Origin of the sequence: Methylocaldum sp. GT1BB, assembly GCF_051027545.1 — a bacterium.
Lineage (GTDB): Bacteria > Pseudomonadota > Gammaproteobacteria > Methylococcales > Methylococcaceae > Methylocaldum.
On sequence record NZ_CP194902.1, the window covers coordinates 1,110,991 to 1,134,411 of the forward strand.

Sequence of the window (23,421 nt, forward strand, 5' to 3'; positions counted from 1 at the left end):
TATGGCTATGACGATCCACGTTGATATCGTGAGTGCGGAGGCGGAGATTTATTCCGGGCTCGCGGAATTGGTGGTTGCTCCGGCCGAAATGGGCGAAGTGGGTATTGCCGCACGGCACGCACCATTCCTCACCCGGCTGAAGCCGGGCGAGGTGCGGGTAAAGGTTAACGATCAGGAAGTCCATCCGTTTTTCATTTCGGGCGGCATGCTCGAGGTTCAGCCCCATGTCGTGACCATACTCGCCGACACCGCCGTTCGCGCCAAAGACATCGACGAGGCGGCAGCGCTGGAAGCCAAGAGACGTGCGGAAGAGATGCTGTCGGACAAGTCCGGCAAGATCGATTACGCTCTGGCACAGGCACAGCTCGCCGAGGCTGTCATGCAGCTTCGAACCTTGGAGAAATATCGGAAAGGCCGCGCGTAAGTTCAGCCGTTTTCGAGACCCAGCAAAATACCGGGCACGCCGCTCCTGTATTTTGCTGGGTTTTTTAGTTTTTCACGTTAATATAAATACGAGTATCCGGTCGCTGTTTTCGATCGGGTCGAACCAGTCCTTATTTTCCGCTTCTTCAACAAGGAAAAACGGAAGATGCCTTTGGAAATCGTCATCCTGGCCGCGGGCCAGGGAACGCGTATGCGTTCGTCCCTTCCCAAGATACTCCATAAAATCGGCGACCGTACGCTACTCGAGCATGTATATGCATTGGCCACCCGGTTGTGCCCCGACAAGATCACTGTGATCTACGGACATGGTGGCGAGACAGTTCTCAAGAGCCTCGAGCACCTGAAGGTCATCTGGGTCGAGCAGAAGGAACAGCTCGGCACCGGCCATGCAGTCATGCAAGTTGCGGACGACATCGACGAAGCGCGCACGGTTCTGATTCTTTATGGCGATGTGCCCTTGCTCGGCGACGAGACGGTCGAAAAGCTGATTCCGCTGGCAGAGGCGGATCAGATGGGGCTGTTGACGGTCGATCTTGCCGACCCTTACGGCTATGGCCGCATCGTCCGGGATGGCAGCGGTCGAGTGGTCAGGATCGTGGAAGAAAAAGATGCCACGCCGGAGGAGCGTAAGATCAGCGAAGTCAATACGGGAATTTTGGCCATAAAAGGCAGACACCTCAAAACCTGGCTGAGCCGGTTGGAAAACAATAATGCCCAGCGGGAGTATTACCTTACCGATGTGATCGCCATGGCGGTTGCCGATGACGTTCGGGTGGAAACGGTACAGCCGCACGATCCGGACGAAGTGCTGGGCGTGAACAACCGCGAACAGTTGGCTCACCTGGAACGGGTTTTCCAAAGACGAGTGGCGGAAGATTTGATGCGGAACGGTGTCACCTTGCGCGATCCGTCGCGTTTCGATGTGCGGGGAGAAATCGAATCCATCGGGCGCGACGTGGAAATCGACATCAATGTCATTTTGGAGGGCCGGATCAAACTCGGCGATAACGTCCGCATCGGTGCCAATTGCGTGATCAAGGACAGCCAGATCGCCAACGACGTGGAAATTCTTCCGAACTGCGTCATCGAAGATGCCGTGATCGGCCAGGGCTGCCGCATCGGCCCGTTTGCACGCATCCGTCCGGAAACGCGGATCGAAGATCACGTCCACATCGGCAACTTTGTGGAAGTCAAGAAGTCGGCGATAGCCAGTCGTTCCAAGGTCAATCACCTCAGCTATATCGGAGACACGATCATCGGCCGCGACGTGAACGTCGGTGCCGGCACGATCACCTGCAACTATGACGGCGCCAATAAACATCAAACCGTCATAGAAGACGGCGCGTTCATCGGTTCGGATACCCAGTTGGTCGCGCCGGTCAGAGTCGGCAAGAATGCAACCATCGGTGCCGGAGCAACGGTTACCAAGGATGCGCCCGAAAATGCCCTGACCCTCAGCCGAGCGAACCAAGTTACCATCGAGGGTTGGCAGCGACCCACCAAGAAAAGGAGTTGAGTCATGTGTGGTATTGTTGGTGCCATCGCACACAGAGTCGTTACCCCCGTCCTGCTGGAAGGGCTTCGCCGTCTGGAATATCGCGGCTACGACTCGGCGGGGCTGGCGGTATTGGACGATTCCGCTCAGCTTCAGCGTGTACGCAGAAAAGGGAAGATCAGGGAGCTGGAAAAGGCTTTGGAAACTTCCTTAGTCGACGGCAAAGTCGGCATAGCTCATACCCGTTGGGCGACACATGGCGTTCCCTCCGAACGCAACGCCCATCCTCATATCTGCCGCGAGTCCGTGGCCGTGGTCCACAACGGCATCATCGAGAATCATGACGATCTTAGAAAGGAACTCCGGCAAAAGGGATACGATTTCGAATCGGAAACGGACACCGAAGTCATCGTCCATCAGATCCACGGATTTTTGGAGGAAGGTCTGAGTCTTTTCGAGGCCGTCAAGGAAACCTGCAAGGTGCTCGAAGGGGCTTATGCCATCGGCGTGATCAGCATCAACGAACCGAAGCGGCTGATCGCCGCGCGCCACGGCAGTCCATTAGTGGTGGGGTTGGGCGAGAGCGAAAACTTCATCGCCTCCGATGTCTTCGCGCTAGTCGGTGAAACGCAGCGTTTTATTTTCCTCGACGACGGCGACATCGCCGATTTGTCCACGGAAGCGGTCGATATTTACGATAGACACGGAAATCCGGTACAGCGGCCCGTCCATGAAACGAAATTGGCGGCCGACGCCGTGGAGCGCGGCGAATACCGCCACTACATGCAAAAGGAAATTCATGAGCAGCCGGTGGCAATCGAAAAAACCCTCGACGGGCGGATACGAGCCGGAAAAGTGCTCGATGCCGCTTTCGGGCCGTATGCCGAGAAAGCGTTCGACCACATCAAATCGGTTCAGATCGTCGCCTGCGGTACCAGCTATCATGCCGGCATGGTGGCGCGCTACTGGATGGAATCGATCGCGGGACTTCCGTGCAGCGTGGAAGTGGCCAGCGAATTCCGTTACCGCAAGAATGTAGTTCCGCCCGGGACCCTGTTCGTCAGCATTTCGCAGTCCGGCGAAACCGCCGATACCTTGGCGGCGCTGAAGGAGGCCAAGAAGCTCGGCTATGCGCACACCCTCGCGATCTGCAACGTGCCGGAAAGCTCGATCGTTCGGGAATCCGAATCGACCCTGATGACTCGAGCCGGTCCCGAAGTCGGCGTCGCCTCCACCAAGGCGTTCACCACCCAGCTGACCGCCCTGCTCCTTCTGGTCGTCGCCCTGGGCAAGCGCAACGGGCTCCCGCAGGAGCAGGAAGCGCGGATCGTCAAGGAGCTTGAAAGTCTGCCGGAGCAAATCGAGCGAGTTTTACTTCTGGAGGACGAAATTCAGCAATGGGCGGAACGTTTCGGCGACAAGCGTCACGCGCTCTATCTGGGACGTGGTGCCCATTATCCGGTCGCGATGGAGGGTGCGCTCAAACTGAAGGAAATCTCCTATATTCACGCCGAAGCGTATCCGTCTGGCGAGCTCAAGCACGGCCCTCTCGCGCTCATCGACGCCGAGATGCCGGTAGTGGCGGTTGCTCCGAACAACGAACTTCTGGAAAAGCTCAAATCGAATCTTCAGGAGGTTCAGGCCCGGGGCGGCGAACTCTACGTCTTCGCCGACGTGCGCGTGCCCATGGAGAGCGCGCCGGGCGTCAATTTGTTACGCGTCGCGGAGACCGAAGAGATCGTTGCGCCTATCGTCTACACGGTGCCCTTGCAGATGCTCGCCTATCACGTCGCATTGATCAAAGGTACCGACGTCGATCAGCCGCGCAACTTGGCGAAATCCGTCACTGTCGAGTGAACCGGATCGCGTGACTATCAGTCCTCAGAACGGACGTTCCGAACTACGGATGGTGGTCCGCAGGGCTGGCACGTAATCCACGCCAGCGGGTGGCGAGTAATTTGAAGATCAAGCCGGTGCCGAGCCCCCAGGCGCCATTGATCAGGAACGCCGTCGCGAGCAAAGGAGGGTGCCAGCCGCCTCCCAAGGGCCGGCCCTTGAGCGGAAATACCACCAAGAGCGCCACCAGCGACGGCAGAATGGCGCCGAACAGGAACGCTGTCACCCAGTAGCCGGGAGGCGGCGGAAACCGGGGTTCTACCAGCGCAAACAAAAAACCCCAGACACCGCCCCAGAAGGCCAACGAGAACACGGCCGGGATGCCGAACGGCGAGGTTGGCGCCAATGAGAACGGTGCGAAAGGCGCCAGACCGACGGCCCAAAGCAGCGCCAATGTGAGCTGGTGGAAAATCAGTGTGGCGAAAAAGCCCGCGACAAAACCGAACAATCCCCGTGTCGCAGTGTCTATGGGCGTATCGTGATAAGCCATAACAGGTTTCCTCCTGAATAATGATTCCCGTATCCCGCTTGAAACCGAGCGCGGCACCATTACGATGAGCTTCTCGCCAGCGGTTAGCCCCGTTTAAATTAAGACTTCATGCCGCTGGGCAGGTTTCAGATCGGCTTATTGCAGGGACCGGTCATTCATAGCGAAAGACCGACCCTGCGGCGCGCATCGAGGCAGTTTCCGCTGCCGCGGGTAAAGTCGCGGCAGGTTCTTGGACGGTCGTCGTAGATCACGCATGCGTAGCTCTCGGTGGAAGTGCCGCCTCCGGACAGCGCAGCACAGCGCGAGCCGTGTCGCCGCAGCTTGCTGCGGGCATCGTGAATGATGACGAGGGTCGGATGGCGCTTGATCACCGGCTCGCGCTTGGAGATCTCGACCGAATCATAAGCCTCGCGGCAACACGCGCCGCAGGTAAGGCAATCGAGCTCGTCGGCCGGTTCGAAACGCGAGCACGCCGGCGCATCGCTTGGCAGCCGGACGCCGGGCGCATGCCGGCAGCGCAATCCCCGGCGCTCGATGAACGCCCAGGCACAGCCGGTACAGCCGCGGCCGCTATGATACGCCGCGATGGGCGCGTGCCCCGCCGGATGCCGGGCGGGTGGTTCGGCCGCCTTCGTCCACAGCGAAGGCATCGCGCTTTCGCCGCAGGCGTCTGGGCCAGCATTAGCGTTGTGCTTCACACGGGGAACTAAAGCCGCAATGGCCGCGCTGGCGGCGAGCGCCTCGTCGAGGTGCGGCGCCCAACGGTGCTGCGATGCCCGCCAAGCGGCAAGGCGTGCGGCGACACAGCTACGCTCGCGGCGCCCTCCCTCTTTCGGCGACGCCGTGAATGGATCGGCGGGCAGCGACTCCCAAAAGCTTACGCGGAAATCGGTGGTCGGCGCGAAGAAATCCCGCAGGCCCACGCTATCGGCCAGATAGGCTTGCAGCCGCAGACAAGCATGCTCGCGCCATGGATTTCGGCCGCCGCTGCCGACTAGCCCCCAGTCTACCTGTCTTTCGCCGGCTTCCCCTTCGACCAGGGCATGACATAGCTCGTGAAGAATCATCTGGGCGAGCGAATCGTCAGGGTCGAGGATGTCGTCGGTGCCGATGAAGATCGTGCCGCGCCCATCGGTCGAGGCGTAGGCGTGCGGGGTGCGTTCGATGCGAAAGCCCACGCGTTCGGCGCAGGCAATCCACACCAGCGCGAGCGGGTCGTCGTAACGATGGGTCGGGCAGCGGAGGAACTCGGTCATGTCGGATGCCGGCAAATCGGGTCGCCGATATTACCAGGTGGAACCTTGTCCGTCTTCAAGGCGAGACCGGCGCATCCGCGAACACACCGTAAAGCCAGATCATCCCTAGAGCGGCCAGCGTCAACCAAATCATGACGATAAAGGCTCCGGCCGCATAACTCACCGGTTTGTTGCCGGGCGTGAATGCGTCTGCAGCCGCGGATCGGCATTCGGCGAGTACCGCGGATGGAATCAATCGAATCACCAAGGCCAGTCCCAGCGGAATCAAGACTAGATCGTCGAGATATCCCAGCACGGGGATGAAATCCGGGATGAGATCGACCGGGCTGAACGCATAAGCCACGATCGCGGCCGCGAGAAGCTTTGCATACCAGGGCGTTCCTGGATGACGGGCGGCCAGATACAGCGCGAAAGCCTCCGCTTTGAGGCGACGGGCGCGTTGCTTAAGCTCGATCAAAAGTGGCATTGGAAAAGAATTGTGCAAAGGCGGGTTGCCGTTCTTCCGTTCGCAGCGAGCATGCCGATTTAAAAGCCGCTACGCAAGCGATCCGACAACCGGTTCAGGGCGCGCGGCGATTGGCTTCATAAACAGGCATCAACTGCTGAGCCTTTACCCGCATGCTCTGTAGGCGTTGTTCGGGATTGGGGTGAGTGCTGAGCCAGTCCGGACCGCCGCTGCCTCCGACTTTGATCATTTTCTCCCAGAGGGAAATAGCGGCAAAAGGATCATATCCCGCTTTGGCGGCGAGCTCGATGCCGACCGCGTCCGCCTCGCTCTCGGCCTTGCGGCTGTTGGGCAACTGCAAGCTGACGGTGGCGACGGTATCGGCGAGGCCGGCCACGCCGCCCAAGTTATAGCCAGCGATTGCCCCGGCCAGAACGCCTAGGCCCAAGCCAAGCTTTTGAACCTGAAGGCGCGACATTTTCTCGGCCTGGTGCGAGAGCAAGGCGTGAGCGATTTCGTGTCCCAGAACCTGAGCCAGTTCGTCGTCCGTGGGACGGATTTTCTGAAGCAGTCCCGTGTATACGGCGATCTTGCCACCGGCCATGCACCAGGCATTTACTTGATCGCTTTTCAGAACGTGCACCTCCCATTGCCAGTGGCGGGTCTCCGGACGCAGCGCTGCGGCTTGTGCAATTAACGGCTGTGCTATGGATCGAACCCGATTGACCGTGGCGGGATCTTCGTCTAGGACCTGCTGTTTTTCTGCATTCAGCAGCAATTGGTCGTAAGCCTGTGCGGAGTACCGGGCGGCCTTGTTGTCGCTGACCAACATGATCTGACTGCGGCCGGTGATGGGATTGGTCGCACAGCCGGCGATTCCGACAGAAAGCTGGATGGCAAGAAGAGTAGCCAGGAAGCGATTCACCAAGTGACTTTGCCTCGACATAGCGCCGGATACCCCCGATTTGACGCCGAAATCGACGAAAGATTCGGCTGGTTCCGGTCGAGAGCTTCCGACGAGCCGTGCCGAACGGCCTGGCCATGCAGTGGCGCTATTGGTCACGGTGCCCTTTTTGCTCGATGCGCTTGAGCAAGGCAAAAAGATCGCTGTTGGTCGAAAGAACGACCGTAGATTCGCCGTTGATGACCTTGCGATAGGTTTCGAGGCTCTTCAAGAAACGGTAGAAGTCGGCCGCCTCGGGGCGCTGCGTGTATGCCCTGGCATAGATCTCCGTCGCTTTGGCATCCGCCTCGCCGCGAATTTCCTGAACCCGTTTGTAGGCGGCCGATTCGATTTCGTTGATGTCGCGGTCCTTGTTGCCGGAAATGCGCGCGGCTTCACCCTCGCCTTCGGATCGGAACCGCTGGGCAATCTGTAGCCGCTCGCTGATCATGCGTTGGTGGATGCGCTCGAGCACGCCCGGATTGTAATTGATCCGCTTGAGCCGGATGTCCAGAAGCTCGATGCCGAACTCGGCCAGTTTCGGAGCGGCGGCGTTGAAGATGCCTTTTTCGATTTCCAGCCGACCGTATTGGATCGGACGCAAAACGCCAAGCCCGCCTACTGCCGATAGCGCGCCTGCGACGCTTTCATCCTGCAGCGGTCGACGCGTTTTGTCGGTGCGAACCACCTCGATCAGTTCGTGCCTGGCTATCGCCGTGCGCGTCTCGCTGCCCAAGATATCTTCCAGACGCGACTGGGCACTCCGCTCGTCCCGCAGGCGAAGGTAATACTGCATGGGATCGGTGATGCGCCAGCGCGCGAAGGTATCCACCTGAATATAGGTCTTGTCCTTGGTTGACATTTCCACCATGGGCCCGTCCCAGGCCAGATAACGTTTGTCGAAACGGGTGACCTGCTGGATGAGAGGCAGTTTGAAATGTAGACCGGGGTCGGTAATGGGGTCGCGGACCGGCCTGCCGAACTGGGTAACGATTGCTTGCTCGGTTTCGTTGACCGTGAATGCGGACAGCAGTACCAATGCAGCCGCCAAGAGCGCGAGAAGAATCGCGAGAGTCTTAGCCAAGCTCATTTATCTTTCCTCCGGCAGCCGTGCGGGTAAGGGAAGCATCGGCAGGATCTGCTGTACCGATTCGTCCACGATGATCGATTGCTTGGCCTCGGGAAGAACGTCGCCCAGCGTTTCGAGGTAAAGACGCGCCCGGGTGATCTCCGGCGCCTTGATGTATTGCTCGAGAACGGCGCTGAACGCGGCGGCATCGCCCTCCGCCTCGTTGATCCGCTTGAACCGGTAGCCTTCGGCTGCGCGGATTTTCTGATCCGCCTCGCCGCGGGCGCGGGGCACGGCTTTGTTGTATTCGCCGTTGGCCAGATTGATGGCATTCTCCCGGTCCTGCTGCGCCCGATTCACTTCGTTGAACGAGGGCTGCACGGGTTCCGGCGGATTGACGTTCTTTAACTGCACCTGATTGACGGAAACGCCGAGGCGGTAACGGCCCGCCAATTCCCGCAGCCGATCGAGGACCGATTCCTCGATTTCCTGGCGGCCTATCGTAATGATTTCGTCGACTGTCCGGTCTCCTACGACTTCCCGCATGACCGATTCGGAGAGGTCCCGCAGGGTCAGTCCCGGATTACGCACCGCGAAGAGGTAAGTCTCGGGTTCGGTGATGCGGTATTGCACGACCCACTCGACGAGCGCCGCATTCAAGTCTCCGGTCACCATGGATTTTTCCTTTTCCGGCTCCTTGCCCACCTGATCCGGGTGGGTGTAGCCGGGTGTGACCAAACCGAATTCCAGCTTGAGTTGCCGCTGGGTCGGCACCTCGATCACGTTGTCGATGCCGAACGGAAGTTTGAAATGCAGGCCGGGCGGCACTTTAAGAATGTATTTTCCGAACCGGAGCACAATGCCTTCCGATTCCGCCGGTATTGTGTAGTACGAGGTCCATGCCAAGACGATGAGCAATAGAATCAGGAGGATTCGCGGCAGGGAGATGGGCGGCGGGCCGGAAAAACGTCCGAACAAAGGTTTTACGTTACTCACGAAGTTCTTCCTTTGAAAAACATATTAAGCCGTAGTCCGGCAAACTCTAGCGATATGGAACAGCTCAAGGATAGCCCTATAACGCGTGCATGTGGATGCCACATCACAAGCTTTCCCCGGATGCGAAGTCTCAATTTGTCTGAAACTTAAGCCGGTGCAGTTCGGCAAAAAGTAAATGATTCGGACGGTTTGATTCAGCATCAGAGTTCTTGTTGCCCGTCATTCGGGAGGTCATCCTCGTTAACGATTTCGTGGAAGGAAGCCTGAACGCAATTCGCGCCTGGGCGCCGTTTTGGAGCCGATTCAAGTAATCAAGACGAGCCTGATCCCGGGGCAAAAAAGCGTGTCCGGCTCGCCTGCCGGCTCACGGGGATGATCAACAATATGATGCTGGATTTTGCCGCACTGCATGGAATAGCCCCGCAGGCCGAGCATTTTCCGATGAGCCGGGGGAACGAAGCGTTGAGCTCTTTAGGACTGGGAAAGCATGGTACCGTGTTGTGCAGGAGGTCGGCTTTGCCTCATCTGAGGCCGATCGAATTAGAGAGCGTCAGAAAGGGAGAGTTTTGTTATTCTTAAATAGAATAACGATACCAATGTATAGTCTTGTATGTAATAAGATAGGTAGGTTAAAATCCTTTACAGCGTAATAATCGACTCTCCTCTTAACCTCACCTTTAACAGCCTCGGTCTACCGGGGCTTTCTTTTGAACGAGCCTTCTTATCGACCATATCGAGGTTGACAGGCTGATTTCAAACCGCCGACGGCACATTTGAGCGCCGCCGGCTGTACACGATTGATTTAGATCTGTTCGGCTACGGTTACGCAGAGATTGGTCGGATTTTGCTGCGCGTCTAGTACTGGCTTGATGGAAAAGCTCACCAGATTTTCCACACCTGCATCGCCGAGATCGGTTACCGGAACACCCTCTATCTTGATCTTGGTGCCTTTGATCGACCAGGTGTAATTGGCGTCGAAGCCGGTATTGTTTCCGGAATTCTCAAGATCCACCTCGAGCGTGGCTCCGTCGCAGGCCGCTGTGGGTTTCTTCAGGTCGAGCACGTGGGCGTGAAACCCGCTCTTGGGATCTACGTGCGTGCTGTCCTGTATGGGCAAATGAGTAACCAGGACCAGGACGTTGTTGGTGCCGTCGGTCAGGGCGCCATAACCGAATGCGCCTGCCTTGCCGTCCATAGGCACGGCGGCCGATGTTTCAATTTCCACGTCAAGAACCTTCCCTTTGCTCTTGTTTTCCCATTCGACTTCCGCTTGTTTCACTTTCAGATAGTTCGGTGTTTCGGCCCAACTTGGGGAGGACACGAGGATCATCGATGCCACGGAACCGAACAGGGTCATCAATCTTATCGTTTTCATCGAGAGATCTCCTTTATATTAGCGATTGGTTAAGGTGCCGAACACGGATCGGCGCCCGAAGCGATAATATGATCGACTCGATAATATTTCTAGGGAAGAGATCGAATGGGAGAGACTATTCCCGGCCAAAATTCTGATTTTCTCTCTCGCTTACAGCAAACACATGCCTGTTTTGGTCGAATCCTCTCTCGGCGATTCCCAATCGGGTTTCCGCTATCGCCTTGGCTTCAAGGCTGGTTGGTGCCTTTATCTTGATAACCTCGGTACGGCCATCGAGATAAAGATAAACGTCGTAAGTATTCATAATGGGGAACACTCGAAAGAAACTTAGGGAGGGGCTTGAGATCGCTTTTTTTCCAGTGAGTCCGACGGAAAAAATACGCGTGCGACCGTTTCCCCAAGCCAGATCGAGACGATAGAAAGAATCGAGATGTGATTCTGTGAGAAATTACCCAAGAGCCAGGCTTACAAAGCGTGCTGGCGCTCAGGTATCAGGATCGATGGCGGTCCGTCCTTGGCGGGAGATTACCTTCGCCTTGCTGTCGCAAGCCACCCCGATCGGCTGACTTAAGATCGAAGTCGCCCGGCAGAGATGTCTCTCCTGGGCGACAAGGGGGGCATCGCGCAACGCGACACCCGCGTAAGCGGGAAAGCAGTTCTAGGTGGCCGGGGAACGGGCAGCGCCGTTTATCGAGGCTTTTGATCCTTCAGCGTTGCGCTTGCTCAGTTCGTCGATGACACTGTCCAAAGAGCCGGTCCGGGCAATGTCCTCGCTAAACGTCGTGCGATAGTTTTGCACCAGACTGATGCCTTCTATCAGCACGTCATAGACTTTCCATGCGCCATTGGTGTCGACCATGCGATAGTCCACGGCGACCGGTTTTGCGCCGGGCTGGAGAATCTCGGTCTTGATGACGGCTTTCTTGTCGGCTAGCGGTGTCTGAAGCGGCAGATAGCGGATGTCCCAGTCCTTATATTCGGTGAATGCCGCGGTGTAAGTGCGAATGAGCAGCATACGGAATTCGTTTTTGAAACGTTCCCGCTGCTGTGGAGTGGCGGTTCGCCAGTGCTTGCCTAGAATGAGCAGGGCCGCGCGATCGACGTCGACATGGGGCTCCAGGATCTCCTTGACGATGCGCGTCGCTCTGGGAACGTCGAGCTTATAGTCGTATTCCCGTAAGGCTTGCTTTACCTCATCGGACGTTTTCTGAATGACTTGCTGGGGTGGAAGCAGGGCTTCAGCACCGGTCACAACCGGGAGGAACCCAAGAAAAATCGAGCACAAAGCCAGGAGGGCTTTGCCTGTTGAGGTAAATTGAAAAGTCATCGGCTAGCTCATAAAACAAAATATAAAAAAGACATTCAGCGAGCGTTCCGAATTTTTCGGGCGGCATGCTGATTTCTCGGGGTTCGGAGTCCAGAACAAACAGCAAAATGATACCGGCTTATCCGATCGGCGGTAATGGTTTTGTTCCCCGGTATACCGGTAGTTTGTCGTAGCTGGCATCGCTGTTCTTTAAGCATTCACTGTGCCAAATCTTTTCAGCTCTGACGTTTAAAGTACGACCCGATCACGAAGGAAATAATCCTTGCACCCATGATTTTTTGGTGCGAGAGGAGTCTAATAGGTCGATATCAAAACTGTGACACTGACTGCTCATAGGCGTGCGCTGCTTATGGATGTCTGCTTCAAAGAGCCCTGTCGATTACTTCGGATCCTGCTGTTCGCGTTCATCGGTGCGCTCGTGAGCGGCTGCGGCGCAGGTGTTCATTATCGGGCGGGCATCGGCGCGGGATATCCGAGTCCTTACTACCGGTACGATTATTATCCTTATAGCTATTTCCACGGATACGGCGCCTACCCTTACACGTACCGGCGACCCTATGGCTATGACCGGCGTTTTTATGGGTTCGATCGTTATCATCGCCCCTACTACTGGGACAGACGGCCTTATCGCTACGATAAACCGTTCCAGTACCGCGACAAACGGCCCGATCGATTCGATAAACCTTTTCAGTACCGTGACAGACAGCCTCATCGGTTCAATAAGCCTTTCCGTCACTGGGAACGGCGGCCTTATGGTTCCGGTGTGCCATTTCGTAATCCTCGGCCACATAATCGCTACCGACGTTAACCACGTGACTGCGAGCCCTTGGCTTTGCGCCATGGCAATCCCGGAATTTTTCGTTCAATCATGGCGGGCGTATAGGGTGCCCTTTACCATCGCGTGGTTTTCCCGTAATTTGACCGGAGTGTCGGTTATTTAGGGTGAATAGGATAGAACGATGAGCAGACTGCCGGACGATTTGAAGTATGCGAAAACCCATGAATGGGCGAAACCGGAGGAGAGCGGGAATGTACGCGTGGGCATCTCCGACTACGCTCAAGAGCAATTGGGCGACGTGGTATATGTCGAGCTGCCGGAAATCGGCCGGCGGGTTAAGGCGGGCGAAGCATGCGCCGTGGTCGAATCGGTGAAAGCCGCCTCGGACATCTATAGCCCGGTATCCGGCGAAATCGTCGAGGTCAACGGGTCATTGTCGGATGCTCCCGAAGCGATCAACCAAGACTCCTATGCCGCGTGGTTGTTCTGCGTCAAGGCGGATGATCTTTCAGAACTAAACACCCTTTTGGATGCCGAAGCTTATAAAGCAGACGCTGAGGCCGACTAAACGGTTCGTTTGTTTTATCGCTTGTTCTCCTCCGGTAGCGATGCTAGCGAATCGAGTGTAGCGGCCGGAACAGGCACCGGCGTTTCGCATGTCTTTGGGTTATACGCGTCGCGCGTGCCAATCGGCATAAATTCTCCGGCAGATGATACATGCCGATTTGTCCGGTGTTTGCCAGGAGCGCCCATGCCTTGTCCAGGCCCAGATCGAATGTCTTGAGCCCATAGCATTCTGGCCCGGCGGAGGGGCCAGAAATAATTAAGAAAGCAAACCCTTAGCCACATGCCTTTCATTCCTCATACCGAAGCCGATATCCGCGAGATGCTTGCGGCCCTCGGTGTGCCATCGACAGAAACGCTCTTCGACGAAATACCGGCGGAGTTGCGTTGCGGCGCGCTCGATCTCCCGCCCGCTTTGAAAGAAATGGAAGTTACGCGTTTGATGCGCGCACGCGCCGGCCAGAACCGTCCGCTTCTATGCTTTGCCGGCGCCGGGGCTTACGAGCACCACATACCGGCCGCGGTTTGGGCCGTAACCAGCCGGGGCGAGTATTACAGCGCGTACACGCCCTACCAGGCGGAAGCGAGTCAAGGCACGCTGCAGGTGCTCTACGAATATCAGAGCATGATGGCGAGCCTCACCGCCATGGACGTATCGAACGCTTCGCTCTACGACGGCGCGACCAGCCTCGCGGAAGCGGTGTTGATGGCGGTGCGGACGAACCGAAAATCGCATTCGCGCCGCATCCTGATGCCGAAGACCGTACATCCGTTTTACCGGCGGGTGGTCCGGACCATCGTCGGGAGCCAGGCGCTGGAACTGATCGAGCTGCCCTATGACGTCGAAACCGGGCGCGTCGATCCGGCGTCTCTGGAAATCCACTCGGGCACGGACATCGCCGCCTTGGTGATTCCCCAGATCAATTTCTTCGGCGTGCTCGAGGCCGTAGACGAACTGACCGTTTGGGCCGCCGCAAACGGCGCCATCGCCATCGCGCTGGTCAATCCCATGGCACTGGCTCTCCTTAAGCCCCCGGGCGAATGGGGGCAAGAGGGCGCCGATATCGCTTGCGGGGACGGCCAGCCTTTGGGCATACCCTTGTCGGGCGGTGGACCGTATTTCGGATTTATGTGCTGCCGCAAGGCGCACGTCCATCAACTGCCCGGACGTCTGGTCGGCCGGACCGTGGATATGGACGGCAAGCCCGGTTTCACGCTTACGCTTCAGGCACGCGAGCAACATATCCGCCGCGGCCGGGCGACCTCCAATATCTGCACCAACCAGGGCTTGATGGTCACGGCGGCGACCATTTACATGGCGCTCTTAGGGCCGGAAGGATTGCGGCGAGTCGCTTTGCAGAGCCATCAAAACACGCTCAGCCTGATGAGTAGCTTGACTGCCGTCGACGGCGTCGAGCGGGTTTTCTCGGGGCCTTTCTTCCATGAAGCGGTTTTCCGCACGCGGAGGCCCGCCAGGGAGATCATGGACGGCTTGGCGGAACGGGGGATTCTTGGAGGACACGAACTCGCAAGGGATTATCCGGAACTCGGCGAAGCCATTCTGGTTTGTGTCACGGAAACGCGTACTCAGGAGGATATCGAATCGTACGCACGCCAAATAGCGTCGCTGCTTAATCATGGCTGAAGAGGTCGGAGCCGATAGAATGCTGATTTTCGATCGTTCGCGCCGAGGGCGCGCCGCGCATGCCCAGTTGCTCCCGGAATCCGGTGAATCGCCGGCCATTCCAGACCATTTGTTGCGCAAAATTCCTCCGGCCTTGCCCGAAGTCTCAGAACTGGATGCCGTTCGCCATTACACCCGGCTGTCCCAGCAAAATTTCTCTATAGACACTCACTTTTATCCCCTGGGCTCTTGCACCATGAAGTACAACCCCAAGGTTTGCCATGACCTCGCAAGTCTGCCCGGATTTCTGAATACCCATCCCCTGGGGCTGGAGCGGACCGGGCAAGGGACTTTGGCCTGTCTGTACGAGCTCCAGGAGATGCTCGCGGAAATCACCGGCATGGCCGGGGTTTCGCTGGCCTGCGCGGCCGGGGCTCAGGGCGAATTCGCCGGCGTCGGCATGATCCGCGCTTACCACAGGTTGCGGGACGATTTAGCTCGAACCGAAATGCTGGTGCCCGACGCCGCGCACGGCACCAATCCCGCTTCGGCGTCCATGGGCGGCTTTCGGGTACGGGAAGTCGCCACCGATGCCGACGGCAACGTGGATCTCACTGCACTGGAGCTGGCCGTGGGTCCGCAAACCGCCGGCATCATGCTCACCAATCCCTCGACTTTGGGAGTGTTCGACCAGCACATTCGAGCCATCGCCGATATCGTGCACCGGGCCGGCGGGCTGCTCTATTACGACGGCGCCAATCTGAACGCCATCGCCGGCAAAGTGCGCCCCGGCGACATGGGCTTCGACGTCATTCATCTCAATCTCCACAAGACGTTTTCGACGCCCCACGGCGGCGGCGGTCCGGGTGCGGGCCCGGTGGGCGTGGGTGACAAGCTGCTGCCCTTCCTGCCTCTGCCCGTCATTGTGAAAGACGGGTCGCGCTATCGCATGCTGACCGAAACCGAGCGGCCGCACAGCATCGGGCATCTGGTCACGTTCGCGGGAAATGTCGGCGTTCTCCTGCGCGCTTATGTCTACATCCGAATGCTAGGCCATGAAGGCCTCGAGCGGGTGGCGGAATTCTCGACCCTGAACGCCAATTATCTGCTCAAGAAACTGGTCGAAGCCGGATTCGAACCCGCTTTTCCGCAGCGCCGCGCCGCCCACGAGTTCATCATTACGCTGAAGCGGCTGGCCAAAGAACATCATGTTACGGCGCTGGACTTCGCTAAACGCCTGTTGGATTATGGCGTCCATGCGCCGACGGTATATTTTCCGCTCTTGATTCCCGAGTGTTTTCTCATCGAGCCGACCGAGACGGAAAGCAAGGAAGCCCTGGATGCGTTTGTCCGGATAATGGCCGAGATTCTGAAAGAAGCAGAGACCGACCCGGATCGGCTTAAGAGCGCACCCCATTCGCTGCCGGTGCGCCGTTTGGATGAAGTCCGGGCGGCGCGGCACCCCGATCTCGCCTATAAATCAGAATAAGAACCCCTCTATGGCAGGACAAACGCTCACGGGCATTGCCCGTTTTTACGCGGCATTTACCAATTCCATTTCGGGTATCCGGGCCGCCTGGCTGAATGAGGAGGCGTTTCGGCAGGAGTGTCTGCTGGTCCTCGCCGGCGTTCCCTTGGGGCTGTGGATCGGCCAGAACGGCATCGAACGCGCGCTTTTGATCGGCGTGCTGCTGAACGTCTTGATCGTCGAATTGTTGAACAGCGCCGTCGAAGCGACCGTCGACCGTATCGGTTTCGAACGGCACGAATTGTCCGGCCGCGCCAAGGATATTGGATCGGCGGCCGTGTTTTTCTCGCTGGTCCTCGCCGGTGCGGTCTGGTTACTGATTTTGATTCGATAAAAAGGTAAAAAAGAATGACAGCGTTAATCTGCGGCTCGGTGGCCTACGACACTATCATGGTGTTTCAGGATCGATTCAAGAATCACATCCTCCCGGAGCAGGTCCATATCCTGAACGTCTCCTTTCTGGTTCCGGAACTCCGCCGCGAATATGGCGGCTGCGCCGGCAATATTGCTTATAACCTCAAGCTCTTGGGCGCCGATCCTCTGCCCATGGCCACTGTGGGCAAGGATTTCACACCCTACGCGCAGTGGCTGGGCTACTGCGGCATTAATCAGGATTTCATCAAGGTCCTGGGCGACAGCTATACGGCACAGGCTTATATCACCACGGACATGGACGACAACCAGATCACGGCTTTCCACCCTGGCGCGATGTCGTTTTCCCATCTGAACCGAGTACCCACGGATTGCGGCATCCGCATCGGCATCGTGGCGCCGGACGGCAAGGACGGCATGGTTCAGCATGCCGCCCAATTCGCCGAAGCCGGCATCCCGTTCATCTTCGATCCCGGCCAGGGCATGCCTATGTTCGACGGACAGGAACTCTTGAGTTTCGTCGAGCTGGCGACCTGGGTGACCTTGAACGACTACGAAGCGCAGCTCATGCAGGATCGCACCGGTCTCGCGCCGGAAGAACTCGCGCAGCGCGTCGAAGCGCTGATCGTCACCAAGGGCGCACAAGGATCGTTGATCTATGCCAATGGCATCCGCCACGAAATACCGCCGGCAAAGCCGACTGCAGTGCTCGATCCGACCGGTTGCGGTGACGCCTACCGCGCCGGGCTGATCTACGGCCTTCTGGAAGAATTCGACTGGCCCACCATAGGCCGTATCGCCTCGTTGATGGGAGCCATCAAGGTCGAGACCTTCGGCACCCAGAATCACAGCTTCACCCTGCATGCGTTCAAGGAGCGCTATCGGGAAAGCTTCGGCTGCGAGCTGCCCGATCGGATATGACGAATATCCAGCGGCTGTTGGACATCATGGCGCGCTTGCGCCATCCCGAGACGGGGTGTCCCTGGGACTTGCAGCAGGACTTCGCGAGCCTCGTACCCTACACCTTGGAAGAGGCGTACGAGGTCGCCGATGCGGCGGAGCGCGGGGATATCGAGGATTTACGCGAAGAATTGGGCGATTTGCTTTTGCAGGTCGTTTTCCATTCGCGGATCGCCGAGGACCGCGGCTTGTTCACTTTCGAAGACGTGGCCGGCGCGATCAGCGAAAAGCTGATACGCCGACATCCCCATGTTTTCGGCGAGACCGTATTCGAGACCGATGCCGAAAGGCATGAGTATTGGGAATCATCCAAAGTCGCCGAGCGCCGGGAAAAAGGCAAAACGGAGCAGGACGAAAGTGCTTTGAGCGGCATCGCGGCGAATTTGCCGGCGCTCGTAGCCGCGCAGAAATTGCAGAAGCGGGCCGCGCGGCACGGCTTCGATTGGCCCGACATAGGGCCAGTTTTCGCCAAAGTCAGGGAAGAATTGGACGAGCTCGAGGCCGCTTGGGCAACGGGCGACCAAAGCCATATCCGGGAAGAAATCGGCGATTTGCTGTTCGTCGTCGTCAATCTCGCCCGGCACCTCGAGGTCGATGCCGAGACGGCGCTTCGGAGCGGCAACCGAAAGTTCATCAACCGCTTTCGCTATATCGAAAAGCAATTGTCGGCACGGGGAAAATCCTTGACTGAGTCCACACTGGCCGAGATGGACGCCTTGTGGGATGAGGCAAAACGAAGTTTGTCAGATTAGGCATGTAGGATGCGCTGAGGTACGACAAATCGGCAAGATCGCCGATTTGCACGGAGAGAGCCGCCCGGAGGGAGCCGGGCAGGATAGCCCGGCATGAACCGAACCGCATCAATCGCGAACGATGCCTGTCCTGAGCTCAGTCGAAGGGCGCTTCCCTTCGTTCAGCACATCCTACGAATTTGTTCGGGTCTACACCTTGGACGTAGGTCGGCAATCCTTTGCCGACAAACCCGCTGACGAAGCCGAAAGGTTTAATCCACCAAAATGGACGTTGAAGTTGAAGCTACGACACGAACACCCCTGGGATGTCACACCGCAAGAAGCGATCGCCATTCAGAAACGGCTGCGAAACCTCGTCAGTTTGCAGGACGAATTACCGGAAACGGTCCGATGCGTAGCCGGGGTGGACGTCGGTTTCGAAGAAGGGGGCACTGTCACGCGAGCTGCCGTGGCGAAGTTGAGTTTCCCCGAGCTGGAGTTGATCGATAGCGCCGTTGCGAGGCGGCCGACTTCGTTTCCTTATATTCCGGGCCTTCTATCCTTCCGGGAAATTCCAGCCATCTTGGATGCCTTGCAAGCTTTGCGAGATCTGCCGGATTTGATGCTGGTCGATGGTCAAGGCTATGCGCATCCTCGCCGCTTGGGCATAGCTTGTCATTTGGGGGTACTAACCGATATCCCGACGATAGGCGTCGGAAAGACACGGCTCTTAGGTGTTCATGACGGCGTTCCAGACCGGCGCGGCGCTTGGGTTCCCCTTTTGGACAAAGGGGAGACCATCGGAGCCGTGTTAAGGACGAGGCAGGGCGTCAAACCGGTTTACATCTCGCCCGGCCACCGTGTCGCTTTGCAGACGGCCGTCGAATGGGTGATGCGCTGCACTAAGCGTTACCGCTTGCCCGAAACGACGCGGCATGCACACCGCCTCGCTTCGGGATAACGAACGCGAAATTCTCGTAGCTCCGCGTGCTCTTACGGTTTACTTGCGGGGAGTTCCTTGTCGCGATAGTGGACATCCGTCCAGCAAACCGGAAGCTCTTCGCCTGACGGAAATACCAATTCGGTCTTCGGGAATTTTTCCGGATCCTGCATCTCCTCGCCCCAATGCAAGCGCCCGACTATGTTTTTATGTATCGGATTGACCAAATCGTTGAGACCGAGAATCTCGACCAGATGTCCATTCTTTTTCAGTTTGAGAAACATGGCACATGTCTCCTCTCAGGAATGAATTCGTTTAAAGGCTCGTCATCCGTGGATTGAATTCTACTGTAGAGCGATTTTGGGCGCGATGCAATCACTCGGAACGTTCGCCGCCCCAAAGAGATTCGATGCCCCAGTAAACCAACTGCGTCAAAACGACGCCTACCCCGAAACCGCCGATAAAAAACTCCGACGCATGATGCTGCATGGTGGTCGCGAGAAACTTGCCGGTAAAAAATCCAACTACCAGCGACAAGCCGATACGCAATCGTTTGAATATTTCTTCTGTGTTCATGGCTGAGCGAACTTATAAAGTTGGATGAGAAAGTTCTCGGGCAAACTTTAACCTAGAAGCGACAATTGGACGCAGTCGACGTCGTTTCTCCGCTAAGTGGCTTAAGGACTGGCTCCAGCCCGCGGCAATCCACGTTTTTCCCCGGTACTCCGAAGTTTGCTGGGTGAGTTAGGTGCGCACCGGGACGGGGCGCCGGCTGAACTTCATCGGCCGTAACGAAATCTTAGTGATTACACTGACAGACGAAACGGGTTCGCAAAGATGCCGGTATCCGACGAGTACACCTTGAATGAACTGACTGCGTGGTTCCGCCGGCGGCTGGATGAACTGAGAATCCATTTCGACGACGAGCCACTCAGTTACGAGGCCAATACAGCTTACGATATCGCCTTTTATCGTCTTCTGGCGGAAGCCCGAGACGCATGGCTGGCGCGTCACGGTTACACTCCCACGCCGGGACAGCTCACCAAAGCGTTCTTCAACGCGGAATTCGAACGCTCGCGCGAACAACGCCTTGCCAAGCGCAATTGGCTGTCGCGCGCCATTTGCCGATTGTTTCCTTTCAAGGTGTCTCGAAGGCCGTTCCACGTGAAATAACACCTGCCCGACCTTTTCTTCTTCAGTTCCCTCGGCACACACGAGAGCCCATCGAAAACAAGAGATCCGCTTGAATTCGGTAATTCGAGCGCATCCCTTTGATCATCGGAGGGCAACAATCCGCCCTATCCTCTTCTTGCGGCTGTTTTGAACGCGCCGCTCCATCACGGCCGTTCGTCGGATAAATCCTACCGATTGTCGGCTTCTACCGATGCAGCGAAAAAGCGCTGCTATAACTATCGGCATGAAAACAGATCATGAAAACGGTTTTACATTAATCGAGCTGATGGTCGCGGTAGCGGTGCTTGCCGTGACACTCACCATCGGGGTACCCAGCTTTCGAGAGACGATACTTAATAATCGCCAGACGACACAGATCAACGAACTGGTAGCTGATGTGGGTCTTGCGAGAAGCGAAGCCATCAAGCGGGGTATTCCGGTGACGCTATGCAAGAGAAACACAAGCGGTAACAACTGCGACTCCAGTGCCGCATGGGCGGACGGCTGGATAATATTCTCGGATCGCAACCGCAACGGGGTTTTGGACGGCGACGACAATCTGCTCCAGGTAAAACCGCCACTGGCTTCTGGAACCACCCTTACCTTCAGCGGGGGTCGGGTTACCTTCGATGCACGAGGTTTTTCCGCCGGGTTCAATGGCACATTCATTTTTTGCGACAGCCGGGGATCGAGCAAAGCCAAAGGCCGCGTCCTTTCCAACACTGGAAGACTTAGGGAACCCACAGACAGCTTGAGCTGTAACTAAAACCGATATGAAACGACTAGATTCTCGAATAAGTTTTTTCTGCGGTTCGGATCGTATTTACGAATACGGCCGCATGCCATTGAAGTCGGCAAACTCGCGCCCTTGGCATCTCCTGGCAAGGATGGGAGGTTTCTCCATGTTGGAAGTGCTGATCAGCGTCTTGGTCTTTTCCATAGGCGTCCTCGGCATCGCCGCGCTTCAGCTCAAGGCCAAGCAGTCGGGCTACGAGGCCGTACAGCGGACTTTGGCCACGTCCTTGGCCACCGAGCTGCTGGAAAGGATGAGGTTGAATTCGTCGGGCACGTCTTTGATCAATTACGTCACGGCCAACGGCACACAGACATTCAATTCGTCCACTCCGCCCGCAGCCGCTCCGAACTGCTCGGCCGGCTGCACTTCTACTCAAATTGCCGCCTTGGACTTGCGGAATTTTTGGGATGCCTTGAATGGCGCCAGCGAAACCCGGAACGGCAATCAAACCGGCGGCTTGGTCAATCCAACTACGTGTATCAGCGGCCCGGCGGACGGCTCGCCCGGTACTTACACGGTCACCATCGCGTGGCGCGGTCAGGCCGATTTAGCGTGGAGCAATCAAGGTGTCAACGCCAGCACCTGTGGCCAGGGAAGTTACGACGGACCGAGCGGCACGAACGGCTATCGCCGCATCTTATCCATCACCACCTGGATCGGACCATGAGCAGATTGATACATACCACCACATTCAGGCAATCCGGTGTCGGCTTGGTCGAGCTCATGGTGGCGCTGGTCTTGGGCTTGTTCGTCACCGCCGGCGTCACCAGCATGTTCGTCCAGAACAAGGGAAGTTATAACCAGGACGAGCGGAGCGCCCGGATGCAGGAAAACGCCCGCTATGCCCTACAGCTTCTGGCGCGCGATTTGTCGATGGCGGGCTTCTGGGGAGGGGTGGTCGGTTCCGGCAGTGATATCGATAGCTCAGGGCCCTCGACCGCGGGAACCGGGGCCGCCTGGGCCTATAACTTGGCATCGACGATCGATTATTTCGTACCTTCCGTAGCGGCGCCCGCTCCTACTTCTAGATTCGCTTGGTTCAGCGTCCCAAGCGGGTCAAGCTATAAATCCAATACTAATATTCTCGCCGTCAAGCATGTCTCCGGAGTCAATTATCAGAACCCCAGCACACCTCCTGCAGGCGTCTACGTCAGCACGGTGGGAGCCGGCGGCACTCTGGCGACACGGGACAGCGTTACCCAAACCCCCGCGGGAATGCAGGACTGGGAATATCAATCCCATATGTATTACATCGCCACCGACGATACCACGGGAGTTCCATGGCTGCGCCGGAAGCATCTTGTAAATGGTGCGATGAGCGAGCAAGGCGAAGGGGAATTGGTAGAAGGAATCGAGTTTCTCTACGTCGAATTCGGTATCGATACCGACGGCGACGGCATTCCGAATCGGTATCTGTCCAACCCTTCCGCTACGCAGCTGCAAACCGCGGTTAGCGCACGCATCTCTTTGCTGGTCCGCAGCTCAGACCAGGATTTTTCCTCTCCCGCCGACGACAAGACCTATTTGCTCGTAGATGCGGATGGAGACGGCGCATACGACTCAGGTGTCGATGTGAGTGTCAATGGGATTCTTAACGGCGGCAATGCCTTCAACGATCACTATTACCGCCGGATGTACACAACCACTGTGCAACTACGAAATACCCAATACCAACTCCTTCTGCAAGGAGCGACCGCCTCATGAAGCACTTCAGTAATCTTCACATTCAGAGGGGCGCCGCTTTAGTGGTGTCGCTGCTGATTCTCCTGGTGGTGACGATCGTCGGATTGGCCGGGATGCGGACGAGCACTCAAGAGCTGCGTATGGCCAGTAATGCCGAAGATAAAGAGACGGCATTTCAACAAGCACAAGCGGCTATCGATTACCTCGTCAATAATCCGGATCTGCTCCCGGTCATCGGCAATGTCGGTTATGCCCTCTGTACGGCAAACCAAACCAAGGCGGACGGAACGGCTTGCGACCAAACCAACATCGATCTTCCTGCTCCGCCATTCGACGACAGCGCCACGGGTACCAGCAGATTACGACTTACTCGCCAGAATCCTGGTACCGGTTTGCCGCCCCGCCTTTTGGCTACCAGCTCGGCCATGTTCGCATCGGCTTATTACCTGGGGGAAAGCCAATACGATGCTACAGGCGTCGGACGCGGCGCGGCCGGTTTGGGCGCCGGACTGATGCGGATCATACCCAAATGAAAA

The 23,421-nt window shown here is 57.3% G+C and carries 27 protein-coding genes; 15 read left to right on the plus strand and 12 right to left on the minus strand.

Annotated elements, in window-relative coordinates:
- Position 1: 1 nt before the first annotated feature.
- The 3 genes from ACR2TX_RS06190 (at position 2) to glmS (ending at position 3,796) form a co-directional block, all read left to right on the plus strand.
- Positions 2–424 (plus strand): F0F1 ATP synthase subunit epsilon, encoded by a 423-nt coding sequence (locus ACR2TX_RS06190; RefSeq protein WP_077728317.1) that lies wholly within the window; start codon positions 2–4, stop codon positions 422–424.
- Positions 425–589: 165 nt separating this feature from the next.
- Complete coding sequence (gene glmU / locus ACR2TX_RS06195; protein WP_434131558.1) at positions 590–1,960, plus strand: bifunctional UDP-N-acetylglucosamine diphosphorylase/glucosamine-1-phosphate N-acetyltransferase GlmU; 1,371 nt, start codon at positions 590–592, stop codon at positions 1,958–1,960.
- A gap of 3 nt (positions 1,961–1,963) precedes the next feature.
- Positions 1,964–3,796, plus strand: a complete 1,833-nt coding sequence (glmS, locus tag ACR2TX_RS06200) for a glutamine--fructose-6-phosphate transaminase (isomerizing) (RefSeq protein WP_077728319.1) — start codon at positions 1,964–1,966, stop codon at positions 3,794–3,796.
- A 43-nt stretch (positions 3,797–3,839) separates the two neighbouring features.
- Here the strand turns inward: glmS and ACR2TX_RS06205 are convergent, their stop codons facing one another.
- The 10 genes from ACR2TX_RS06205 to ACR2TX_RS06250 all read right to left on the minus strand — a co-directional run bounded on the left by ACR2TX_RS06205 (position 3,840) and on the right by ACR2TX_RS06250 (position 12,577).
- A complete protein-coding gene (locus ACR2TX_RS06205) occupies positions 3,840–4,325 on the minus strand; it encodes a hypothetical protein (RefSeq protein ID WP_077728320.1) in 486 nt (161 codons plus the stop codon).
- A 155-nt stretch (positions 4,326–4,480) separates the two neighbouring features.
- Positions 4,481–5,581, minus strand: a complete 1,101-nt coding sequence (locus ACR2TX_RS06210; RefSeq protein WP_347257438.1) for a YkgJ family cysteine cluster protein — start codon at positions 5,579–5,581, stop codon at positions 4,481–4,483.
- 55 nt (positions 5,582–5,636) lie between these two features.
- Positions 5,637–6,047, minus strand: a complete 411-nt coding sequence (locus ACR2TX_RS06215) for a YkvA family protein (protein ID WP_434131561.1) — start codon at positions 6,045–6,047, stop codon at positions 5,637–5,639.
- 94 nt (positions 6,048–6,141) lie between these two features.
- Positions 6,142–6,951: a M48 family metallopeptidase gene (locus ACR2TX_RS06220; RefSeq protein WP_240506764.1), complete on the minus strand. Its 810-nt coding sequence runs from the start codon at positions 6,949–6,951 to the stop codon at positions 6,142–6,144.
- 127 nt (positions 6,952–7,078) lie between these two features.
- Positions 7,079–8,059: a protease modulator HflC gene (hflC, locus tag ACR2TX_RS06225; protein ID WP_077728323.1), complete on the minus strand. Its 981-nt coding sequence runs from the start codon at positions 8,057–8,059 to the stop codon at positions 7,079–7,081.
- Positions 8,060–9,034 carry an FtsH protease activity modulator HflK gene (gene hflK, locus ACR2TX_RS06230; protein WP_347257437.1) on the minus strand — a complete coding sequence of 325 codons (975 nt, stop codon included), beginning with the start codon at positions 9,032–9,034 and terminating at the stop codon, positions 8,060–8,062. It abuts the gene before it with no gap.
- An 802-nt stretch (positions 9,035–9,836) separates the two neighbouring features.
- Positions 9,837–10,409, minus strand: a complete 573-nt coding sequence (locus tag ACR2TX_RS06235; RefSeq protein WP_347257436.1) for a hypothetical protein — start codon at positions 10,407–10,409, stop codon at positions 9,837–9,839.
- 115 nt (positions 10,410–10,524) lie between these two features.
- Entirely contained in the window at positions 10,525–10,713 is a 189-nt protein-coding gene (locus ACR2TX_RS06240) for a hypothetical protein (protein ID WP_077728326.1), read from the minus strand.
- A gap of 354 nt (positions 10,714–11,067) precedes the next feature.
- The gene (locus tag ACR2TX_RS06245) at positions 11,068–11,736 is read right to left on the minus strand and encodes an ABC transporter substrate-binding protein (RefSeq protein WP_133716318.1); all 669 of its coding nucleotides are present in this window, start codon (positions 11,734–11,736) and stop codon (positions 11,068–11,070) included.
- Positions 11,737–12,115: 379 nt separating this feature from the next.
- Positions 12,116–12,577, minus strand: coding sequence for a hypothetical protein (locus tag ACR2TX_RS06250; protein ID WP_086133036.1), 462 nt, complete (start codon positions 12,575–12,577; stop codon positions 12,116–12,118).
- A gap of 118 nt (positions 12,578–12,695) precedes the next feature.
- On the opposite strand from ACR2TX_RS06250, the gene gcvH reads away from it, so the two are divergent.
- From gcvH to nfi, 7 genes are all read left to right on the plus strand, one after another.
- On the plus strand, positions 12,696–13,082 hold the full coding sequence (gcvH, locus tag ACR2TX_RS06255; RefSeq protein WP_086133035.1) for a glycine cleavage system protein GcvH: 387 nt from the start codon (positions 12,696–12,698) through the stop codon (positions 13,080–13,082).
- Between the two features lie 279 nt (positions 13,083–13,361).
- Positions 13,362–14,723 carry an aminomethyl-transferring glycine dehydrogenase subunit GcvPA gene (gene gcvPA / locus ACR2TX_RS06260; RefSeq protein ID WP_434110776.1) on the plus strand — a complete coding sequence of 454 codons (1,362 nt, stop codon included), beginning with the start codon at positions 13,362–13,364 and terminating at the stop codon, positions 14,721–14,723.
- 19 nt (positions 14,724–14,742) lie between these two features.
- Entirely contained in the window at positions 14,743–16,191 is a 1,449-nt protein-coding gene (gene gcvPB, locus ACR2TX_RS06265; RefSeq protein ID WP_434110778.1) for an aminomethyl-transferring glycine dehydrogenase subunit GcvPB, read from the plus strand.
- 10 nt (positions 16,192–16,201) lie between these two features.
- Positions 16,202–16,564: a diacylglycerol kinase gene (locus ACR2TX_RS06270; protein WP_077728331.1), complete on the plus strand. Its 363-nt coding sequence runs from the start codon at positions 16,202–16,204 to the stop codon at positions 16,562–16,564.
- Between the two features lie 14 nt (positions 16,565–16,578).
- On the plus strand, positions 16,579–17,523 hold the full coding sequence (locus ACR2TX_RS06275; protein ID WP_077728332.1) for a carbohydrate kinase family protein: 945 nt from the start codon (positions 16,579–16,581) through the stop codon (positions 17,521–17,523).
- On the plus strand, positions 17,520–18,314 hold the full coding sequence (mazG, locus tag ACR2TX_RS06280; RefSeq protein WP_434110780.1) for a nucleoside triphosphate pyrophosphohydrolase: 795 nt from the start codon (positions 17,520–17,522) through the stop codon (positions 18,312–18,314). The genes ACR2TX_RS06275 and mazG overlap by 4 nt, the downstream gene beginning before the upstream one ends.
- Before the next feature lie 277 nt (positions 18,315–18,591).
- Positions 18,592–19,254 carry a deoxyribonuclease V gene (nfi, locus tag ACR2TX_RS06285; RefSeq protein ID WP_077728351.1) on the plus strand — a complete coding sequence of 221 codons (663 nt, stop codon included), beginning with the start codon at positions 18,592–18,594 and terminating at the stop codon, positions 19,252–19,254.
- A 32-nt stretch (positions 19,255–19,286) separates the two neighbouring features.
- On the opposite strand, the gene ACR2TX_RS06290 is transcribed toward nfi, so the two are convergent.
- Both ACR2TX_RS06290 and ACR2TX_RS06295 read right to left on the minus strand, forming a co-directional pair.
- Positions 19,287–19,517: an acetyltransferase gene (locus ACR2TX_RS06290; protein WP_077728334.1), complete on the minus strand. Its 231-nt coding sequence runs from the start codon at positions 19,515–19,517 to the stop codon at positions 19,287–19,289.
- A 91-nt stretch (positions 19,518–19,608) separates the two neighbouring features.
- Complete coding sequence (locus ACR2TX_RS06295) at positions 19,609–19,809, minus strand: hypothetical protein (RefSeq protein ID WP_077728335.1); 201 nt, start codon at positions 19,807–19,809, stop codon at positions 19,609–19,611.
- 285 nt (positions 19,810–20,094) lie between these two features.
- Between ACR2TX_RS06295 and ACR2TX_RS06300 the strand changes: the two genes are divergently transcribed.
- From ACR2TX_RS06300 to ACR2TX_RS06320, 5 genes are all read left to right on the plus strand, one after another.
- Positions 20,095–20,406, plus strand: a complete 312-nt coding sequence (locus tag ACR2TX_RS06300) for a hypothetical protein (protein ID WP_133716313.1) — start codon at positions 20,095–20,097, stop codon at positions 20,404–20,406.
- 211 nt (positions 20,407–20,617) lie between these two features.
- The gene (locus ACR2TX_RS06305) at positions 20,618–21,172 is read left to right on the plus strand and encodes a GspH/FimT family pseudopilin (RefSeq protein WP_077728337.1); all 555 of its coding nucleotides are present in this window, start codon (positions 20,618–20,620) and stop codon (positions 21,170–21,172) included.
- Between the two features lie 136 nt (positions 21,173–21,308).
- Positions 21,309–21,869, plus strand: coding sequence for a type IV pilus modification protein PilV (gene pilV / locus ACR2TX_RS06310; RefSeq protein ID WP_434131565.1), 561 nt, complete (start codon positions 21,309–21,311; stop codon positions 21,867–21,869).
- Positions 21,866–22,906 carry a PilW family protein gene (locus ACR2TX_RS06315; protein WP_434131567.1) on the plus strand — a complete coding sequence of 347 codons (1,041 nt, stop codon included), beginning with the start codon at positions 21,866–21,868 and terminating at the stop codon, positions 22,904–22,906. The genes pilV and ACR2TX_RS06315 overlap by 4 nt, the downstream gene beginning before the upstream one ends.
- Positions 22,903–23,418 carry a pilus assembly PilX family protein gene (locus ACR2TX_RS06320; RefSeq protein ID WP_077728340.1) on the plus strand — a complete coding sequence of 172 codons (516 nt, stop codon included), beginning with the start codon at positions 22,903–22,905 and terminating at the stop codon, positions 23,416–23,418. The genes ACR2TX_RS06315 and ACR2TX_RS06320 overlap by 4 nt, the downstream gene beginning before the upstream one ends.
- Positions 23,419–23,421: the final 3 nt, after the last annotated feature.

Bases quoted from the DNA above. Each gene is read 5' to 3' on its own strand.
- ACR2TX_RS06190 (WP_077728317.1), top strand. From the start codon at position 2: ATGGCTATGACGATCCACGTTGATATCGTGAGTGCGGAGGCGGAGATT.
- glmU (WP_434131558.1), top strand. From the start codon at position 590: ATGCCTTTGGAAATCGTCATCCTGGCCGCGGGCCAGGGAACGCGTATG.
- glmS (WP_077728319.1), top strand. From the start codon at position 1,964: ATGTGTGGTATTGTTGGTGCCATCGCACACAGAGTCGTTACCCCCGTC.
- ACR2TX_RS06205 (WP_077728320.1), bottom strand. From the start codon at position 4,325: ATGGCTTATCACGATACGCCCATAGACACTGCGACACGGGGATTGTTC.
- ACR2TX_RS06210 (WP_347257438.1), bottom strand. From the start codon at position 5,581: ATGACCGAGTTCCTCCGCTGCCCGACCCATCGTTACGACGACCCGCTC.
- ACR2TX_RS06215 (WP_434131561.1), bottom strand. From the start codon at position 6,047: ATGCCACTTTTGATCGAGCTTAAGCAACGCGCCCGTCGCCTCAAAGCG.
- hflC (WP_077728323.1), bottom strand. From the start codon at position 8,059: ATGAGCTTGGCTAAGACTCTCGCGATTCTTCTCGCGCTCTTGGCGGCT.
- ACR2TX_RS06235 (WP_347257436.1), bottom strand. From the start codon at position 10,409: ATGAAAACGATAAGATTGATGACCCTGTTCGGTTCCGTGGCATCGATG.
- ACR2TX_RS06240 (WP_077728326.1), bottom strand. From the start codon at position 10,713: ATGAATACTTACGACGTTTATCTTTATCTCGATGGCCGTACCGAGGTT.
- ACR2TX_RS06245 (WP_133716318.1), bottom strand. From the start codon at position 11,736: ATGACTTTTCAATTTACCTCAACAGGCAAAGCCCTCCTGGCTTTGTGC.
- ACR2TX_RS06250 (WP_086133036.1), bottom strand. From the start codon at position 12,577: ATGGCGCAAAGCCAAGGGCTCGCAGTCACGTGGTTAACGTCGGTAGCG.
- gcvH (WP_086133035.1), top strand. From the start codon at position 12,696: ATGAGCAGACTGCCGGACGATTTGAAGTATGCGAAAACCCATGAATGG.
- gcvPA (WP_434110776.1), top strand. From the start codon at position 13,362: ATGCCTTTCATTCCTCATACCGAAGCCGATATCCGCGAGATGCTTGCG.
- gcvPB (WP_434110778.1), top strand. From the start codon at position 14,743: ATGCTGATTTTCGATCGTTCGCGCCGAGGGCGCGCCGCGCATGCCCAG.
- ACR2TX_RS06270 (WP_077728331.1), top strand. From the start codon at position 16,202: ATGGCAGGACAAACGCTCACGGGCATTGCCCGTTTTTACGCGGCATTT.
- ACR2TX_RS06275 (WP_077728332.1), top strand. From the start codon at position 16,579: ATGACAGCGTTAATCTGCGGCTCGGTGGCCTACGACACTATCATGGTG.
- mazG (WP_434110780.1), top strand. From the start codon at position 17,520: ATGACGAATATCCAGCGGCTGTTGGACATCATGGCGCGCTTGCGCCAT.
- ACR2TX_RS06290 (WP_077728334.1), bottom strand. From the start codon at position 19,517: ATGTTTCTCAAACTGAAAAAGAATGGACATCTGGTCGAGATTCTCGGT.
- ACR2TX_RS06295 (WP_077728335.1), bottom strand. From the start codon at position 19,809: ATGAACACAGAAGAAATATTCAAACGATTGCGTATCGGCTTGTCGCTG.
- ACR2TX_RS06305 (WP_077728337.1), top strand. From the start codon at position 20,618: ATGCAGCGAAAAAGCGCTGCTATAACTATCGGCATGAAAACAGATCAT.
- pilV (WP_434131565.1), top strand. From the start codon at position 21,309: ATGTTGGAAGTGCTGATCAGCGTCTTGGTCTTTTCCATAGGCGTCCTC.
- ACR2TX_RS06315 (WP_434131567.1), top strand. From the start codon at position 21,866: ATGAGCAGATTGATACATACCACCACATTCAGGCAATCCGGTGTCGGC.
- ACR2TX_RS06320 (WP_077728340.1), top strand. From the start codon at position 22,903: ATGAAGCACTTCAGTAATCTTCACATTCAGAGGGGCGCCGCTTTAGTG.